Raw genomic sequence first — 16,591 nt, 5'->3', positions numbered from 1 at the left:
CGACTACGCCGAACGGTCGAAGGCGCGCTGCTCCGGTTTGGTCAACCCGGCGCGGGAGACATCTTCTCGCACGGGGGCCTTCGAGGAGAGTCTGATGTCACCCAGCGAGGCGTCCCCGCTGTTCCAGACCGAGGGCGTGGTCCCGGTCGGACGAGCCGATGTCGGCCGCGACCGGGAGGCGCTGCGTCGCCGCCGGCTGTGGCGACTGGCCGTGTGGGTCGGTGTCCCCGCCGCCCTGTTGTGGTGGCGGATCGGCGCCGGACGGCCGATCGACTTCTTCCGGCCGCGCCACGTCGACTGGCTGGTCGTCGCTCCGGTCGCGTTCTTCGTCGTTCTCATCGTCGGCTACGCGGCGATGTTCCTGGTGTCCCGCCGGTCGCCGCACTCCACCTTCCAGCCGGAGCAGATCGACGTCCGGCTCGCCGACGTGGTCGGCATCCAGCCGGTCAAGGAGGAGGTCGTCCGCTCGATGAACCTCTTCCTGTCCTCGCGCACCTTTTCCGACGAGATGGGCGGGCGGGCCCGCCGGGGGCTGCTGTTCGAAGGGGCGCCCGGCACCGGCAAGACCCACATCGCCAAGGCAATGGCCGCCGAAGCGGGCGTGCCGTTCCTCTACGTCTCGGGCACGTCGTTCCAGTCGATGTTCTACGGCGCGACGGCGGGCAAGATCCGGTCGTACTTCAAGGCGCTCCGCAAGACCGCGCTGGCCACGGGCGGCGCGATCGGCTTCATCGAGGAGATCGACGCGATCGGCGGCGTCCGCAACGGGATGGCGATGACGCCGCGCTCCGCGGTGGAGTCCCAGATCGGGCTGTGCGGCTCGGTGACGGCGCTGCCGTCGACGTACCTGACGACCGGCACGCCGGGTCCGGTCACCAACCGCTACATCAGCGACGGTGCCGGCGGGGTGGTCAACGAGCTGCTGGTCCAGATGCAGTCCTTCGACGAACCGATCGGCATGGCCCGGGTGTGGAACGCCACCGCCAACCTGCTCAACCTGTTGCTGCCGGCAAACCGGCAGATCTCTCCGCCGACGCCGCCACGCGCCAACATCCTGCTGATCGCGGCGACGAACCGCGCCGACTCCCTCGACCCGGCGCTGCTGCGACCGGGCCGGTTCGACCGCATCCTGCACTTCGACCTGCCCGACCAGGCCGGCCGGCGGGCGCTGTTCGACCACTTCCTGGCGCGCAAGGCGCACGACGAGGACCTCGACAGCGACGAGCGGCGCGACGCGCTCGCCAGCGTCACGCAGGGATACACGCCGGTCCGGATCGAGCAGCTGCTGGACGAGGCGCTGGTCAACGCCATCCGCCGCGGCTCGCGCGAGATGGCCTGGCGCGACATCGAGTCGGCGCGGCTCACCCTCGAAGTGGGCCTCGGCCAGCCGGTCGGCTACACCGAGCACGAGAAGCAGCTCATCGCCACTCACGAAGCTGGTCACGCGACCGCGGCGTACCTCGTCGCACCGTCGCGACGTCTCGAGATCCTCACCATCATCAAGCGGCGGGACGCGCTCGGACTGCTCGCGCACAGCGACCAGCACGAGGTCTTCACGCGCTCCCGCAGCGAGATGATCGCGCTGATCCAGGTCGCGCTCGCCGGGCAGTGCGCCGAGGAGCTGTTCTTCGGTGACGTGTCGACCGGTCCGGCCGGGGACCTCCTCTACGCGACGAACGTCGCTGCCCAGATGGTAGGCGCGAGCGGCATGACCGGCACGCTGGTCTCGTTCGCCGCCATCCAGGGCAGCGCGTTCAGCGACACCAACATCGTCGGCCGAGTGCTCGGCGACGCCCAGGGCCGGGAGCGTGTCGAAGAGCTGCTGCAAGAGCAGAAGGCGGCGATCAAGTCCCAGCTCGAGGAAAACCGCTTCCTCATCGAGGCGCTGCGCGACGCGCTGCTCGACCGCGAGGAGCTCATCGGGCGGGAGATCACCGAGGTGCTCGACCGCGCCCGCCAGCATCACCACAACGGCGAGATGCTGGCCGGGGTGGGCTAGCCCGCCGGCGGCCTCCTACGCTCGTCGCGTGCCGCACGGCCGAAACGAGCGCTCGCCAGCGGCGCACGCGCTGCACGCCCTGACCTGTCTGGTGCTGTTCGGGCTCGGCGCGCTCGCCGGGGTGGTGGGGACGTTCCTCGTTCCCGAGCGGATCGGCTCGTTCGGCTACCTCTCGGCGGTCGTCGGGGTGGTCGGCAACCTCGTCGTGGGCTTTCTCGGCGGGCTCGGCACCGAAAGGCGCCTCGGGGCCCTGTCGCCGTTCCTCGGTTGGTTCATCGCCGTCGGGCTGCTCGTCACCGAGCCGTTCGTGTCCAAGGGGGGTGACGTCGTCGTTCCGGGCATGCTCGGCAACGCCCCGGGCGTCGTACACGCAGGAGTCGCCTTCATGGTCGGCGGGCTCCTCGCCGCCATCTTGCCGATTGTCGTCATTTCCCGCTTCACCGAGCGGGTGAACGCGCCGAAGTCCCTTTGGTGAGCGACACACCGCTGGTCACCGTCGGCGACGAGCCGGCGCACGACGACGTCGCCGCCGCGACCGACGCGATCGTGGCGCGCCTCGGCGGCGGCCGGTTCGCCGTCGAGTTGTCGAGCGTCGCCGAGGTCGGTCGCGCCCCTGGGATCACCCGGGTGCCGGGCCTGCCGCCGTGGCTGGCCGGCGTCGCGAACTGGCGGGGCCGGATCCTGCCGGTTCTCGACATCAGAGGCCTGCTCGGCGCCGATCCGGCGCCGCTCGAGACGAGTGCCCGGCTGCTGGTCCTGGTCGAAGGATCGATCGTGGTGGGCATGCTGGTCGACGGCGTGGAGGGGACGACGATGCTGGGCAGCGACGTCGCGGCTTTCCCGCCGGTCAGCGCGCCTGCCGGCGCCGGGCTGCTCAGCGGCCAGGTGCCACGCGAGGACGGTCCGATCGCGGTGCTCGACGTGGCGGCAGTGCTGCGGCTGCGCGAGAGCCTGCCGCGCGGCCGTCGTACCGCCTGAACACGAGCTCGGAGAGGGAGACAGAAGTCGGTGGACTACAGCAAGCGGCTCAGTCAGGTCGCGGCTGGCTCGACGTGGGGCGGGATCGTTCTCGCCGTCGTCGGGGCGATCGTGCTGAACGACCACCCTGCGGCGGGCATTCACGTGCACCTGCGCGCGGTCTACTACTGGGAGGGTCTGGGCGTCCTCAACGCGCTGTTCATGACGGCGTTGCCGAGCATGGTGCGCAACAGCGCCCATGTACGCCGGCGGATCACCGCCTACCGCGCGCTGATGCTGATCTCGACGATCGTCTCGGTCAGCGGCGTCGTGTCGATCACCGGTGGTCTGCGAGGACCGTTCTGGATCTTGTACCTGCCGGCCCTGCTGTTCGCGGCGACCACGCTGCGGCAGTGGCAGAGCGTGCTGCTCGGCGTCGCGACCTCCGGCAGCCTGGTGCTGGCATCAGTCATCGCGCACAGCGTCGACACCTCCACGGTCGCCTGGCTGGTGCTGGTGCTGCCGGTGTTCCCGGCGTTGACGTGGTTCAACGGCGCGCTGTCCCAGTCGATCTGGGCGATGCGGGCGATGGCTCGTGCCGAACGCGACGAGCTCCAGCTGCGGGTCGGGGACTTGTCCCGGGTGCTGTCGAAGGCGGCCGAGGGTGACCTCACCGTCGAGCTGAACGCCGCCGCCACCGCGGATCACGAAGCACTGGAGCTGCTGTCCGGCGCGTTCTCCTACACGTTGACCAACCTACGGACCCTGGTCACCCAGATCCGCAGCGGCGGCGACCAGATCGGCGCTGCCGCAGGCGAGCTGCTCGCCACCGCCGAGGACCACGCCGCGTCGGCGTCCCAGCAGTCGTCCGCGGTCTCCCAGACCACCTCGACCATCGAGGAGCTCGCGGCGACAGCAGCACAGATCGCCGAGACCTCGGAGGCGGTGGCGAGGTACGCCGCGGAGACGCTGCGGCACGCCGACGGCGGCCGTGAGGCGGTCCAGTCGAGCGTCGACGCGATGGATGCGATCGCCACCCGCGTCGACTCCATCGCGGCGCGTGCGCTGTCCCTCGGCGGCAAGAGCCAGGAGATCGGGCGGATCCTCGAGGTCATCAACGACCTCGCGGACCAGACCAACCTGCTCGCACTCAACGCCGCAATCGAGGCGGCGCGGGCCGGCGAGCACGGGCGCGGCTTCGCGGTCGTCGCGGCGGAGGTGCGCAAGCTCGCCGAGCGGGCACAGGAGTCGACCGGCCAGATCGCCTCGATCGTCGCGGAGATCCAGGCGGAGACCAACGCGACGATCATCGCCAGCGAAGAGGGCTCGAAGGAGGTCCGTACCGGATCCGAGCTGGCGCGAGAGGTCGTGGACGCCCTCGAGCGCATCTCCGGCATGGTCGACGAGACCACGACGGCCGCGAAGGAGATTTCGATCGCGACGCAGCAGCAGCGCTCTGCCTCCGACCAGGTCGTGTCGGCGATGACGCAGGTGGCCGACGTATCCCGCCAGTACGCCGTCGGGTCGAAGCAAGCCGCGACCTCCGCCGCCGAGCTGAACAACCTCGCCGCTGAGCTACGCGCGTCGATCGCTGCGTTCAAGGTCGGGGTCTAGTGCCCGACCGGCGCTAGGAACCCTGATGGTGACGCCGATCCGGACGGCGCTGCCCGTCGACGTCGAACGCCGGCTCGCCGACCTGGTCGGCATCGAACCGGTCGTGGCCGAACCGGCCGAAGACGAGCCGTTCGTCCCGCCGGGCTACCGCGACTACGCGCCGGACCAGTTCCGCCGCCGCGTGCTGTCCGTGGCCCAGCAGCTGACCCTCGGCGGGCTTCTCCTGCTCGCCGCGTGCGCCGCGGTCGCGGCGCGGGTCGACTCCGACTCCCTCGTCGTGCACTCGGTGCCGCTGGTCGTCTGGGGGCTGGCGGCAGCGCTGTCCTCGGTTGCACTCGGCGGCCTGGTGACCGACCCGAGCCTCTCGGAGCAGATGAGCCTCGCCAAACGGCGGGTGTTCGGGACCGTGCTGATGGCCGCGCTGCTCGTCGCGCTCACCGGCGTGGTCACGAACGCCGACGGGATAGCCGGGCCCGCCTGGGTGCTCTTCCTTCCGCTGGTGGTGGTCACCGGCGCGGTCCTGGGCGCGACCACGGGACTGGGAATCGGGGCACTCGCGGCGGCCGGCATCTACGCCGCCGCCGGGTTCTCCCACACCCTCGACGAAGCCAGCGTCGGTCAGCTCATCGTCATCCTGCCCGCGTGCCCGTTGTTCGGTTGGGCCGCGGGCGGGCTGGCTGCGATGGCCCACGAGGCGGTGGCGACGGCGGTACGGCAACGGACCGGGCTGACCGACGACGTCGCGCGTCTGTCCGAGCTGCTCAAGACGGTTGCCACCGGCGACCTGTCGCGGATCCCCACGCTCGAGAACCCGGCCGACCAAGGCACCGCGGCGCTCGCCGTCGTGTTCGCCGACACCGTGCTGTCGCTGCGGCGGCTGGTGGGTCAGATGTCGGTGATGGCCGACCAGATCGCGGTGAGCTCGGCTGACGTGGCTCACACCGCCGAGCTGCACGTCGGCACCGTCGAGCAGCAGGCGTCCGCGGTGGCCGAGACCACCAGCACGATCGAGCAGCTCGCGACGACCGCGACGACCATTGCCAGCACGGCGTTGCTGGTCGCCCGCTACGCCGGCAACGCCCGGCGCGACGTCGATCGCGGGCGCGAGGCCGTGCATCAGGCGAGCGGGGCAATGGCGGTGATCCGGGGCCGCGTGGCGGAGCTCGGCGTACGCACCGGACGCCTCGACGAGCGCGTCACCCGCATCGCCGCCACGACCCGGCTCATCGACGAGCTGGCGCGTCGTACCACGATGCTCGCGGTCAACGCCTCGATCGAGGCTGCTCGGGTCGGCGGCTACGGCGATGGCTTCGCGACGGTCGCGCTGGAGATCGCCGGGCTGGCGGCGAAGGCCCGGGCGGCGACCGCCGACATCGCCCGCATCGTCTCCGAGCTGGAAGTCGAGGTCGATGCGACGGCGCTGGTGAGCCGAGAAGGCATCGACGCCGTCGAGATCGGGCTCGAGCGCCACGTCGAGGTCGAAGACGCGCTGGCGGTGATCAGCGACCGGGTCGAGGACACCGCTGAGGCGGCCGAGCGCATCACGGACGTCACCAAGCAGCAGCGGGTCGCCAGCGACGCGGTGGTGCAGGCGATGCGCGAGGTGGCCGGCACGAGCGAGGGAGCGACCGTCGCGACCCGCAGCCACGCCGCGTCGGCCGCCCGGTTGCGCGACCTGATGGAATCTCTGCGCAAGACGGTCGGAAGGTTCAGGCTGGAGTAGCACGCGCCGAAGAGATAAGGATATGAAGTCGCGTAAAAGGGGGCGGGATGGCCGGGTGGGCTGACGACCCGGAGCTGCTCGCGACGTTCCGCGGCGAGGTCGAGGAGCGCGTCGCGTCGCTCCAGGCTGGGCTGCTGGCGTTGGAGGCGCATCCGTCGCCCCGCCAGGTGGTCGCCAGCCTGTTCCGTGACGCCCACACCGTGAAGGGATCGGCCCGCATGATGGGGCTGCAGGAGGTCCTGGCGGTGGCCCACAACGCCGAGGACCTGCTCGGCGCGCTTCGAGACGGCCGGCTCTCGGTACGCCGGGACCTGGTCGACCTCCTGCTGGCGTCCTGCGACGGCATCGCCGGAGCGCTGCCCGGCGTCGAGGAGCCGGTCCCCGAGGACCACCTGACCGCGCTGGCCACCGCGATGCAGCGTGCGCTCGCCGGCGAGGAGCCGGTGCAGGTCCCGCGTTGGACCGCCGGCGTGGTGGAGGACGACGAAGGCGTCGAGGAGAGTCGCCGGCGCGGTGTCGACTCGGTGCGCGTCACCACCGCCAAGGTCTACGAGCTGATCGACGTCATCGGCGAGGCCGAGCTCGACGCGAGGCGGCTCGAGCGGGCGAGTGCGGGCATCGACGCGATCGCGACGGACAACTCCAGGTGGCTGCGCACGCTGCGCGAAGCCCTGCACCCGGTGCCGGTCGGCGAGGAGGCGTCGCTTGCGCTGACCCGGCTGACCGCGGTCGACGACCAGCTGCTCGCCGCCTCCCGCGACCTGCGGGAGCTCGCCGAGGACTCGCACAGCCGCCTCGCGGAGGTGCGCGACGGGGCGATGGGCCTGGCGATGGTGCCGGTACGCCGCGTGGTAGCCGGCCTTCCGCGCGTCGTCCGGGATCTGGCCGCCGCAACCGGCAAGGACGTGCGGCTGGTTCTGGAAGGCCAGGACGTCGAGCTGGACAAGCAGGTGCTCGACGGGGTCTCCGACGCGCTGAAGCACCTGGTCGTCAATGCGGTCGACCACGGCTGCGAGCCACCCGCCGAACGCGTCGCCGCGGGCAAGCCCGCGCAGGCGACGGTCACTGTTGCGGCGCGGGCCTCGGGCGGCACCGTGGTCATCGAGGTCAGCGACGACGGCCTGGGCATAGACGAGGACGTGTTGCGAGCGGCGGCCATCGAGCGCGGCGTGCTGCTGCCCGACTCGTTGCTGACCGGTCCCGCGCTGATGAGCGTGCTGTTCCAGCCGTCGTTCTCGACGGCGAAGGAGGTCACCGAGACCTCCGGTCGTGGCGTCGGGCTCGACGTCGTACGCAGTGCCGTGGAGGCGCTCGGCGGACTCGTCGAGCTCCACACCAATCCGGGCGCCGGCACCACCTTCTCGCTCACCCTGCCGGTGACGCTCGGCGTGTTGCGCTGTCTCATGGCGCGGGTGGGCAACGAGCGGTTCGCGCTGCCGGTGCCGGGTGTCGTCGAGTCGCTGTCGCTGAAGAACGCCATCGTCCACGAGCTCGCCGGAAAGCCGGTCGTCGTCAGGCACGGCGAGACGTTGCCGTTGCTGGATCTCGGTGCTGCCCTTGGGGTCGCCGGGGATCGTGACGCGATCGCCGCGGTCGTGGTTCGTCACGCCGAGCGACAGGTCGCGTGGGCCGTCGACGGACTGGAAGGCGAGCGCGAGTTCGTCGTCAAGGACCTCGGCGCGTTCCTGGGCCGGTTGCCGGTCATCAGCGGGGCGACCATCGACGGCGACGGCAGTGTCGTCTGCCTGGTCGACCTGCGTGAGCTCAGCGATGACAGCGACTCGCTGGCCGCCCCGGCGTACACCGCGATGATGCCGACGACGGACGCCGCCGCTGACGCGCAAGCACGCCCGCGGGTGCTGATCGTCGAGGACTCCGTCGGGGTGCGCGAGCTCGAGCGGGCCATCCTCGACAGCGCCGGCTACGAGGTCATCACGGCGGTCGACGGCAGTGAGGGCGCGGCTCGGCTGCGTGACACCCCGACCGACCTCGTCCTGACCGATGTCGAGATGCCGGGCATGGACGGTTACCAGCTGACGCGGACCATTCGCCGTACGCGCGGCTGGGAGCACGTGCCGGTGGTGATCATGACGAGCCGGGTGAGCGAGGAAGACCAGCGCGCCGGGCTCGACGCGGGAGCCAGCGCGTATCTGCTCAAGACACAGTTCGACCAGGCGCAGCTCGTCGAGACGGTACGCCGTCTCGTCGGGCGTTAGGAGAAGCCGAGCCATGCCCACCGTGGTGATCGCCGACGACAGTCCCACGCTGCGCCGAATCCTGACCTCCGTGCTGAGCAAGGAAGGCTTCGACGTCGTGGTCGCCGAAGACGGCGTCGCCGCAGTGCAGCAGGTCTTCGCGAACATGCCCGACGCCGTCGTACTCGACGTGCAGATGCCGCGGGTGTCCGGGTACGTCGCAGCGCGCCTGCTCAAGGACGACTGGCAGACGGCGGACATCCCGGTGATCCTGCTGACCTCGCTCGACGCGGCGAGTGACCGCTACTGGGGAGCGCAGACCGGCGCCGACCGGTATTTCACGAAGGACTTCGAGGCACCGCAGCTCGTGGTTGCCGTTCGCGAGGTCATCAACGCGGCGAACGACGCCGCCGCCGGCCGGCGCAACCTGCGACCGGACCCGGTCGAGCTCGACGACGACGACGTGATGTCACGGGTGTGCGACCTGCTCGACCGCAAGCTGTTCGAGACCTCGGTCGCGGCGGAGGTCACCGCGCTGGCCGCCACGCTCACCGGCTTCGAGCAGACCGTCGCCGGTGTCCTCGAAGTGCTGCGCCGGTTCGTCGACTACGACCTCGCCTCGGTGCTGCTGCTCGAGGAGCGGACCGCCTACGTCGCGGTCGCCCAGGAGACCTCCCAGGCGCAGTACTCCGACATGCTCGCCGGTGCGGTGGACGCGCTCAACGCGGTGTCCGGCGCACCGCTGTCGGTCAGCGAGCTCGAGCTGCGCCTCGCCGACCCCGAGGAGCTGCTCGGCGAAGAAGACGACCGCGGCATGGCGACCTTCCTGTCGATGCCGCTCAAGGGCCACGGCGGCCACGTCGTCGGGCTGATCGCGCTGTCGAGCGCGCAGAAGAACGCGTTCGGCGAGACCGCGCTGTCCACCCTTCGCCTGGTGGACGGCCCGGCCGCCATCGTCATCGACAACGCGAGGCTGGCCCAGGTCCGCGCCGGCACCTGACCGCGCCGCGCCGTACGCCGTACGCCGTACGTCCTCCCGACCCCCCGCCGCTGTACGAAGTAGCACACAACTGCGCCCCGGAACCGGGCATACCGCCGCAAACCGGTACGCCGGGCGGCGCTTTGTGTGCTACTTCGGGGAGGGGGTGGCGTTGGTCACACTTTCGCTGGGCCGGTTGCGCGCCGTAACTTATCGTCGATAACTTAGCGGCGTTATCTCTTGGGGAGGCGCGGCATGCTCACTGCTCTAGCGAATCGCGGGATCGCGGCACCGAAGCGGGTGCTCGGCATCGCCGGCGTCATCCTGATCGTCGCCGTCGTCTTCGGGGCGCCGGTCGCCTCGCGCCTCGGCTCGGGCGGGTTCGACAACCCGAGCTCGGCTTCGACCAAGGCCTCAGACCTGCTGTCGAGCCGATTCCACACCGGCTATCCCAACCTGATCCTCGAGTTGACCGGTCCCGGCGGCGTGGCCGCCCCGGCGACCAGGGCCGTCGGCGTGCAGACCGTCCAGGCGCTGCAACGCGACCGGTACGTCGACAACGTCACGTCGTACTGGACCGCAACTGCGACCGCGGCACGCGGCCTGGTGAGCAAGGACGGCAAGTCTGCCCTCGTCGTGGCGCGAGTGATCGGCAACGACACGACCGCTCCCGACCGGGCGGCGGCCGCCGTGAGCCACCTGACCGGCACGCACGACGGCGTCACCGTGACCGCCGGCGGCATCGACATCGTCTACAACGAGGTCAACCATGACGTGAAGTCCGACCTCACGAAGTCGGAGATGATCGCGGTCCCGCTGACGGTGCTCGCGTTGTTCTGGGTCTTCGGCAGCCTCATCGCCTCGTTGCTTCCGGTGGCGATCGGTCTGGCCTCGATCGTCGGGACGATGGCGATCCTGCGACTGCTGGCGCTGTTCACGAGCGTGTCGATCTACGCGCTGAACATGACCACCGCGATGGGGCTGGCGCTGGCGATCGACTACAGCCTGTTCATCGTCAGCCGCTACCGCGAGGAGGTACGAGCCGGGTCCGCTCCCGACGACGCGGTACGGCGCACGATGCAGACCGCCGGCCGGACCGTGCTGTTCTCCGCGCTGACGGTCGGGCTCTCGCTCGCCGCGATGCTCGCCTTCCCGCTGTACTTCCTTCGCTCGTTCGCGTACGCCGGCATCGCGGTCGTGGCCTTCGCCGCCGTCGCGGCGTTGGCGATCCTGCCCGCGGTGCTCACTCTGCTGGCCGGTCGGCTCGAGTCGCTCGACGTGCGGGCGTGGTTGCGCCGGGTCACCCATCGTCCGGAGCCGACTCCGAAGACCATCGAAGAGACCTTCTGGTATCGGTTCGCGCAGCGGGTCATGGCGCGTGCCATCCCGGTCGGTGTCGTCGTCGTCGCGTTGCTCGTCTTCGTCGGCCTGCCCTTCCTGCACGTCAAGTTCGGCTTCCCGGACCAGCGGGTTCTGCCGTCGAGCGCCTCGGCGTACCAGGTAGGCAAGGACGTCGACGCGAACTTCTCCGCGGACTCGGCGTCGACCATCAACGTCGTGATCCCGAACGTCGGTTCGGGCCAGTCTCAGATCGGCGGGTACGCCGACCAGCTCTCGCAGGTCCCCGGCGTCCTCGGCGTCGAATCGGTCGCCGGGGAGTACGCCGACGGCCAGCGCGTCGGCCCCGGGAAGGCCGCGATGTCCGCCGACGGCTCGTCGTACCTGGTTCTCGCGACGGCAGCCGACCCCCAGTCCGCGGCCGCCAAGCAGGCGCTGACCGCCGCCGAGGCCGTCCCCGCGCCGTTCCCGGTCTGGTTCGGCGGCCAGACCGCGGAGGACCGAGACAGCCTGCACGCGATCAGCGCTCCGCTGCCCTACGTGATCGCGCTGATCGCCCTCGCAACATTCCTGCTGCTGTTCCTGTTCACTGGAAGCATCGTGATGCCCGTCAAGGCGCTGGTCCTGAACACGCTGTCGCTGACGGCGACGTTCGGTGCGATGGTCTGGATCTTCCAGGAAGGTCACCTGCACTGGCTGTATCCGAACCTCACCGCGACCGGCTACCTCACCTCGACGATGCCGCCGTTGATGTTCTGCGTCGCCTTCGGACTCTCGATGGACTACGAGGTCTTCCTGCTCTCGCGAATCCGCGAGGAGTGGATGGGATCGGCTCGGACGTCCGCCGACAACGAACATGCGGTGGCGGTCGGGCTGGGGCGGACCGGGCGGATCGTGACAGCGGCCGCGGTCCTGATGGCGATCGTGTTCGCCGCGATCTCACGCTCCCACGTGTCGTTCATGATGCTGTTCGGCACCGGGCTGACCCTCGCGGTCCTGATGGACGCCACCATCGTGCGGTCCACCCTGGTTCCGGCGTTCATGCGACTGGCCGGCAAGTGGAACTGGTGGGCGCCGCGGCCGCTCGCGCGACTCCACGAACGGTTCGGTCTGTCCGACGAGCCGGCGACAGCGTCCGCCGTCGAGGCCGAGCCTGTGGCGGTCGGATGACGGCACCGACGAAACGACGGCGGTCTCAGCGCGGCAGCGGCGAGCAGCTCCGCGCCGAGATCGTCGCGGCCGCGAAGGAGCTGCTCGCCAAGGCGGCCTCGGTAGACGACGTCTCGATCCGAGCCGTGGCGGACGCGGTGGGAGTGACGCCGCCGTCGATCTATCTGCACTTCTCCGACAAGACCGAGCTCGTCTCGGCGGTCGTGGTCGACGTGTTCGCCGAGCTCGACGCCGCTGTCGTCGAGGCGGTGGCGACCGCCGACGGACCCATGGACCGGCTGCGCGCGTCCGGCGTCGCCTACGTGCGGTTCGCGGTCAGCCACCCCGAGCACTACCGCATCGCGGCGATGGATCCCTGCCCCACGCCGTACGTCGACGAGGTGCTGGCGTCAGCTGCGTTCGTGCACTTTCAGGCCATCGTCGAGGAGTGCATGGCGTCGGGCATCTTCCCAGCCGGCGACTCGCTGCCGGTCACGCTGGACCTATGGGCGGCAGCTCACGGGATTGCCTCGCTGATGATCGCGAAGCCCTTCCTGCCGTGGGGTGATCCCGGCGCGGCCGCGGAGCGGGTGCTGTGCGCCGCAGCGCTGGGTCACGCGGCCGCGGGAATGGTGGGCGAGCCGGTCACGCCGGGGCGGATGACGGAGTGGATCAAGCGGCGACGAGGTCGGCGTACTCCGGATTCCGCTCGATGAACGCCGCGACGTAGGAACACGCGGGTACGACGCGCAACCCCTCCGCGCGCGCGGCGTCGAGGGCAGTGCGGACCAGCGTGGCTGCCAGCCCTCGCCTTTCGTGGGCCGGGTCGATCTCGGTGTGGTCGAAGGACCGGACCACCCCCTGGTCGCGGTAGATGAGCAGGCCCACTCGCTCGTCATCCATGAAGATCTCGAACCGATGCCGTTCGGGAATCTGCTTGACCTCGACGCGGGCGTCCATTCATCCATCATCCCCCCGAGGCGCGCGGCAGGCCGCGGCCGATGACGAAGTCCCGTCGCGGAAGTTGTTCGTCGCCGTTTCCGTGACCGGCCGACTCCGTTCGCTGCCCGTACACCTGCGGCGGTGAGTCTTGCGCCTGCCTTCCTTGCTGGACGGGCGTTCCCGGGGTTCGGAACAGATGGGTGGTCCCAGTGCGCTGCAAGTCAATCTCTCGTCTTGCCGGTCACGCCGTGCTCGTGACCGCGATGGTGGCGGGTGTCAGCCCGCTGCTCCCGGTCGTCAGCGCTCGCGCGTCGGCAAGCGGCGCTGACATCGAGATCACCGAGATCGCCTACGGGGGCCTGGCTTCGGGGTCGCACGCCTATCCCGGTGACAGCGGCGACGGCGAGTACGTCGAGCTGACGAACGTCGGCACCGCGGCGCAGGACTTCACCGGATGGACCTACGGCGTCAACAAGTCGACGACGACCCCCACGTCTGGGTCCGTGAGCCTGTCCGGGTTCGGGACGGTGCAGCCGGGCGAGTCCGTGATCATCACCGACCTCACCCCGGCCGACTTCCGGACGGAGTGGGGGCTGAAGGTGTCGGTCAAGGTGATCAACGACCTTCCGACGACGATCGACAGCGGTCCGGACACGGTTGCGGTGTTCGACAACGGCGGCACGCTGGTGGACTCGGTCGGCTACGCCAAGGGCGCCTTCTCCGGCAAGGGAGTCTCGGCCGAGGTGCTGTCGGGTCAGACGGCGTCGACGACCATCCCGACCGGATGGCAGGACCCGTCCACGGTGGGTGACGCCGACGGTGCGTGGACCAGCGCCAACGGCGCGGTCGGATCGCCCGGCACCTCCGCGCTCGGCATCCGAACGGCAGCACAGGTCCGGGAAGCCGGTGAGACCGGTGCGGCGGCCGGCGCCGACATCCAGATCACCGAGCTCGCCTACGGCGGTCTGGCGTCCGGCACACGCGCGTACTCCGGTGACAGCGGCGACGGCGAGTACGTCGAGCTCACCAACGTCGGGTACGCCGCGCAGGATTTCACCGGATGGACCTACGGCGTCAACAAGTCGACGACCACTCCGAGCGCTGGGTCGGTGAGCCTGTCCGGGTTCGGGATGGTTCAGCCGGGCCAATCGGTGGTGGTCACCGACCTGACGCCCGCGGACTTCCGGACCGAATGGGGCCTGAAGTCCTCGGTCGAGGTGATCAACGACCTGCCGACGACGATCGACAGCGGTCCGGACACGATCGGCGTCTTCAACGCCACAGGCGTCCTGGTCGACTCGCTGGGCTACGCAAACAAGTACTTCGCCGGTAAGGGGTCGGCCGCCTACGTCGACTACGGGCAGCTCGCGTCGACCTCCACTGCCACAGGCTGGACGGAGCCGGCGACAGTCGGTGACGCCGAAGGCTCGTGGACGAGCGCGAACGGCGCGGTCGGCTCACCAGGGGCGTCCACCTCCGGCACCTCGACGCCGACTGGAGTGCGAGCGCCGGCGAGCCTCACCGTGCAAGGTGCTAGCGACCAGACCGCCACGGTCGGTGCGGCGTTCTCCTTCACCGGGCTCAGCGCCTCGGGTGGCACAGCGCCGTACACGTGGAGTGCGCCGACACTTGCCGGGACGGGCTTGAGCATCGATGCGTCGACCGGCGCCGTCACCGGCACGCCGACCGCAGCCGGCGTCATCTCAGTGGTGGTGACCGTCACGGACAGCGCGACCGCGACGGCGAACGCGTCGTTCACGATCACCGTCGGGTCGGGCATCGACCCGAACTGGGCGAACATCGTCATCAACGAGGTGACGTCGGACAACAGCGACAACACCGAGCTGACCTCGAAGCTGCCTTCTGCGTTGCTGACGGCGTTGAACACGGCACCGAACTCCGCGAGCGACCTCGTCGAGCTCTACAACAAGGGGACCGAGCCGGTCGACATCACTGGCTGGAAGCAGGCCGACAGTCACGGAGCGGCGTCCGCCACCGTCTTCTCGGGCCGGGTGTTCAACGCTTCCGGGACCGCGATCACGAGCATCCCCGGTCACGGGTACGGCGTCTTCCAGTCCGGTCAGGGCCTCGGCAGTGGCGGCGACGCCGTACAGATCTACCTGCCGGACGGGACGCTGGTGGACTTGGTGACCTACACCGCGGGGCAGGCGGGCTACGACGAGAGCCTCGACCCGGCCAACCTCGGCCCGTCCAGCACCGAGACCTATCACGCGCTCGCCCGTTGCCCCGACGGTGGCGGATCGGTCAACACGAACTCCAATGACGCAACCACCGCGTGGTACAGCGTGAAGGTTGCGTCGTTCGGCTCATCGAACGCCTCGTCCTGCGATGACAGCTCGGACCCGGTGAACGCGGTGCAGTACTTCAACCAGCAGCCGCCGACCGGCCTTTCCGGCACCTGCTCACCCTCTGCGCCGTCGGGCAGCAACAGTGTCGCGGTCCCTGACGCCGTAGCGTGGCCGACCAGCGACGGTGTGACCACGGCTGACGACCAGTGCGAGTTCGTCACCGCCCAGGACCCGACCGGCAACGACATGAGCTCGCTCGTGTTCAGCGCCGACGGCAGCGTCTTGTGGGGAGCCCAGAACAAGAACCACATCTGGAAGCTGGTCAAGGACGCGGACACGGGCACGTTCGTCCCCGCGACGGACAACGACTGGGCCAACGGCAAGGCGATCACGTTCACCGGGACCGACCCGAACGCGAGTCAGCCGGACTCCGAGGGCATCACGGTCGGCGGCAACGGCGACCTGTACGTCACCTCGGAGCGCGACAACACGAACAGCAACGTCTCCAAGGACGAGGTGCTGGAGTACGACCCGTCGGCAGCGGGGGACACGCTTGCGCCCGTGCAGCAGTGGGACCTGACCGACGAGTTCGTTCCTTCGGTCATCGCGGCCAGCGGCGACGACGCCAACCTCGGCTTCGAGGGTGTCACCTACGTCCCCGACTCGTTCCTGGTTGCCCATGCTTTCCGCGACCAGCACCTGGATAAGCTCTACGACCCGGCTGACTACCCGCTGCACGGTTCGGGGCTGTTCTTCCTCGCGCTGGAGAAGAACGGCCACGTCTATGCCTATGCGTTGAACTCGGACGGGACCTACCAGCGGGTCGCCGACATCGACACCGGGATCGACGGCACGAGCGCGATCGCGGACGTGCAGTTCAACGCCGACGACCAGGGGCTCTGGCTCGACTGCGACAACGACTGCGGGGTCGTCGACAGCCTGATGCGCATCGACTCCAGCGGCAACTTCGTGCGCGTGGCGAGCTACAACCGGCCGGCCGGGCTGCCCAATGACAACCTCGAAGGCTTCGCCATCGCGCCTGCGTCGACGGCGACCGACGGCAAGCGCGAGGTCGTGTGGTCGGACGACGGCATCTACGGCGAGGGAAACGCGTGGAACGCCACACACACCGGTAACGATCCGTCGCCGGGCTGGGGGCACGCCCTCTACAGCGGCACGCTCCCGGTGTCCGTCGCGCCGCCAGTGGTGGCGTCGGTGTCGCCGTCGAGTGGGTCGACGGCGGGTGGCACCGTGGTGACGATCACCGGGTCCGGGTTCACGGGTGCCTCGAAGGTGTTGTTCGGTTCTTCGACGGCGGTGACGGACTTCTCGGTGAACCCGGCGGGGACGCAGATCACGGTGACCTCGCCGGCGCATGCGGCGGCG

11 protein-coding genes are annotated in these 16,591 nt (G+C 69.9%); 10 read left to right on the top strand and 1 reads right to left on the bottom strand.

Annotated features, from left to right (window positions below; genetic code table 11):
- Positions 1-94: 94 nt before the first annotated feature.
- The 9 genes from VG899_05770 (at position 95) to VG899_05730 (ending at position 12,670) form a co-directional block, all read left to right on the top strand.
- Complete coding sequence (locus VG899_05770; GenBank protein ID HWA65860.1) at positions 95-1,999, top strand: AAA family ATPase; 1,905 nt, start codon at positions 95-97, stop codon at positions 1,997-1,999.
- 28 nt (positions 2,000-2,027) lie between these two features.
- On the top strand, positions 2,028-2,474 hold the full coding sequence (locus VG899_05765) for a hypothetical protein (protein HWA65859.1): 447 nt from the start codon (positions 2,028-2,030) through the stop codon (positions 2,472-2,474).
- Entirely contained in the window at positions 2,471-2,977 is a 507-nt protein-coding gene (locus VG899_05760; protein ID HWA65858.1) for a chemotaxis protein CheW, read from the top strand. The genes VG899_05765 and VG899_05760 overlap by 4 nt, the downstream gene beginning before the upstream one ends.
- A 30-nt stretch (positions 2,978-3,007) precedes the next feature.
- Positions 3,008-4,570, top strand: coding sequence for a methyl-accepting chemotaxis protein (locus VG899_05755; protein ID HWA65857.1), 1,563 nt, complete (start codon positions 3,008-3,010; stop codon positions 4,568-4,570).
- Positions 4,571-4,595: 25 nt separating this feature from the next.
- On the top strand, positions 4,596-6,293 hold the full coding sequence (locus tag VG899_05750; protein ID HWA65856.1) for a methyl-accepting chemotaxis protein: 1,698 nt from the start codon (positions 4,596-4,598) through the stop codon (positions 6,291-6,293).
- Between the two features lie 47 nt (positions 6,294-6,340).
- Complete coding sequence (locus VG899_05745; protein HWA65855.1) at positions 6,341-8,509, top strand: hybrid sensor histidine kinase/response regulator; 2,169 nt, start codon at positions 6,341-6,343, stop codon at positions 8,507-8,509.
- A 13-nt stretch (positions 8,510-8,522) separates the two neighbouring features.
- On the top strand, positions 8,523-9,488 hold the full coding sequence (locus VG899_05740) for a response regulator (GenBank protein HWA65854.1): 966 nt from the start codon (positions 8,523-8,525) through the stop codon (positions 9,486-9,488).
- Positions 9,489-9,722: 234 nt separating this feature from the next.
- Positions 9,723-11,975, top strand: a complete 2,253-nt coding sequence (locus VG899_05735; protein HWA65853.1) for an MMPL family transporter — start codon at positions 9,723-9,725, stop codon at positions 11,973-11,975.
- The gene (locus VG899_05730) at positions 11,972-12,670 is read left to right on the top strand and encodes a TetR/AcrR family transcriptional regulator (protein ID HWA65852.1); all 699 of its coding nucleotides are present in this window, start codon (positions 11,972-11,974) and stop codon (positions 12,668-12,670) included. The genes VG899_05735 and VG899_05730 overlap by 4 nt, the downstream gene beginning before the upstream one ends.
- On the opposite strand, the gene VG899_05725 is transcribed toward VG899_05730, so the two are convergent.
- On the bottom strand, positions 12,627-12,914 hold the full coding sequence (locus VG899_05725; protein HWA65851.1) for a GNAT family N-acetyltransferase: 288 nt from the start codon (positions 12,912-12,914) through the stop codon (positions 12,627-12,629). The genes VG899_05730 and VG899_05725 overlap by 44 nt on opposite strands.
- A gap of 191 nt (positions 12,915-13,105) precedes the next feature.
- Here VG899_05725 and VG899_05720 point away from each other — a divergent pair.
- Positions 13,106-16,591: lamin tail domain-containing protein (locus VG899_05720; protein ID HWA65850.1), on the top strand; the 3,486-nt coding region annotated here is incomplete at its 3' end.

The sequence above is a fragment of the Mycobacteriales bacterium genome (assembly GCA_035550055.1).
Lineage (GTDB): Bacteria > Actinomycetota > Actinomycetes > JAFAQI01 > JAFAQI01 > DASZTV01.
Note: the sequence above shows the minus strand (reverse complement) of the source record. Positions and strands in the feature narration are given on the sequence as shown.

Coding starts and splice junctions, on each gene's coding strand:
- VG899_05730 (HWA65852.1), top strand. CDS start 11,972: ATGACGGCACCGACGAAACGACGGCGGTCTCAGCGCGGCAGCGGCGAG.
- VG899_05770 (HWA65860.1), top strand. CDS start 95: ATGTCACCCAGCGAGGCGTCCCCGCTGTTCCAGACCGAGGGCGTGGTC.
- VG899_05740 (HWA65854.1), top strand. CDS start 8,523: ATGCCCACCGTGGTGATCGCCGACGACAGTCCCACGCTGCGCCGAATC.
- VG899_05735 (HWA65853.1), top strand. CDS start 9,723: ATGCTCACTGCTCTAGCGAATCGCGGGATCGCGGCACCGAAGCGGGTG.
- VG899_05725 (HWA65851.1), bottom strand. CDS start 12,914: ATGGACGCCCGCGTCGAGGTCAAGCAGATTCCCGAACGGCATCGGTTC.
- VG899_05745 (HWA65855.1), top strand. CDS start 6,341: ATGGCCGGGTGGGCTGACGACCCGGAGCTGCTCGCGACGTTCCGCGGC.
- VG899_05750 (HWA65856.1), top strand. CDS start 4,596: ATGGTGACGCCGATCCGGACGGCGCTGCCCGTCGACGTCGAACGCCGG.